2 protein-coding genes are annotated in these 1,110 nt (G+C 51.0%); one reads left to right on the top strand and one right to left on the bottom strand.

Annotated features, from left to right (window positions below):
- Nucleotides 1-58: 58 nt before the first annotated feature.
- On the top strand, nt 59-379 hold the full coding sequence (gene hdeA / locus AC1DRJ_RS28990; protein ID WP_477805153.1) for an acid-activated periplasmic chaperone HdeA: 321 nt from the start codon (nt 59-61) through the stop codon (nt 377-379).
- Nucleotides 380-548: 169 nt separating this feature from the next.
- On the opposite strand, the gene AC1DRJ_RS28985 is transcribed toward hdeA, so the two are convergent.
- Nucleotides 549-1,110 (bottom strand): aspartyl/asparaginyl beta-hydroxylase domain-containing protein (locus AC1DRJ_RS28985; protein WP_477805152.1); only part of this gene is annotated, 562 nt, incomplete at its 5' end.

Below are 1,110 nucleotides of genomic sequence, written 5' to 3'. Positions count from 1 at the left end.
GGCATCGTGAGAAACAAAACCCCTCGTTGTTATTATTTAATTAACAGAGGATTCAATAATGCAACGCAAAATGCTCGTTATAGCCGCGCTGATGCTAGCCGCCAGTTCAATGGCCATGGCCGCTGGAAGTACGGGAAAAAAACCTGTTTCAACGTGGACCTGTGAAGACTTTCTTTCCGTAGATGAAAGCTTCCGACCTACCGCAGTGGGTATTGGGGAGGTAGTGAGCCGCAAGGGCAAGGTGGAAGATGAGGTGGTGGATGTGGATGGTATCGCTGCCGTTACACCTGCGTTGGTTCAAGTTTGTAGCAAAGAACCAAAGGCTTCCTTTCTGACCAAGCTCAAAGCTGAATGGGAGAAAGTTAAAAAAGCAATGTAAGTTCTATAGTTCCTGTGACAGTGATGGAAGACAACTCGTCAAAACAAAGGAATCAACCAAGGGCGCTGAAAAAGCGCCTTTGTTTGAAGCCTTGTATGCCCAGGAGCATATCCGGTGGTGACTGTCATGGCCCCATCACGAGCAAGCTTAATCCGCCACAACACATAACTCAGATCAGGACAAACACCGCCAGCAACCCACCGAAAATTCCCCACTTCCCAAAATAGTAAAGTTTGCGATTGGTTTTCTTCAGCGCTTTGGCCCGCAGGCGAAATTTGTAGACTCTGGTGAATAAAAGGTTGATGCCACCCGTCCTGTCRCCCTCTTCGTTTGGCGCGCCTGCCGCGGACATTACATTGCGGCTGAACCAGCCATTGAACGCCGCCGCCCAGCGATATTTCATCGGACGCTCGACGTCACAGAACAGAATGATTCGGTTCTGTTGCGTGGTGTTTTCCGCATAATGAATGAACGTTTCGTCGAACATCACCGCTTCGCCATCGCGCCAGTGGTAATTCTCGCCATCGACATTGATAAAGCAGCCGGCATCGTTCGGTGTTTCCAGGCCTAGGTGATAACGATAGGACCCGGCATAAGGATCGCGGTGCCGAACCAATCGGGAACCCGGTGGCAATTCGGCGAACATCGCTGCCTTGATCGAACCAATGCCTTGCACCAGTTCAGTGGTGCGCGGGCACAGCTTCATCGCCGAAGGATGGCTGTCGCCATAC

Source organism: Pseudomonas sp. P5_B2, assembly GCF_056400445.1.
The sequence above is the reverse complement of the archived record's forward strand: the minus strand, read 5'-3'. Positions and strand labels throughout refer to the sequence as shown.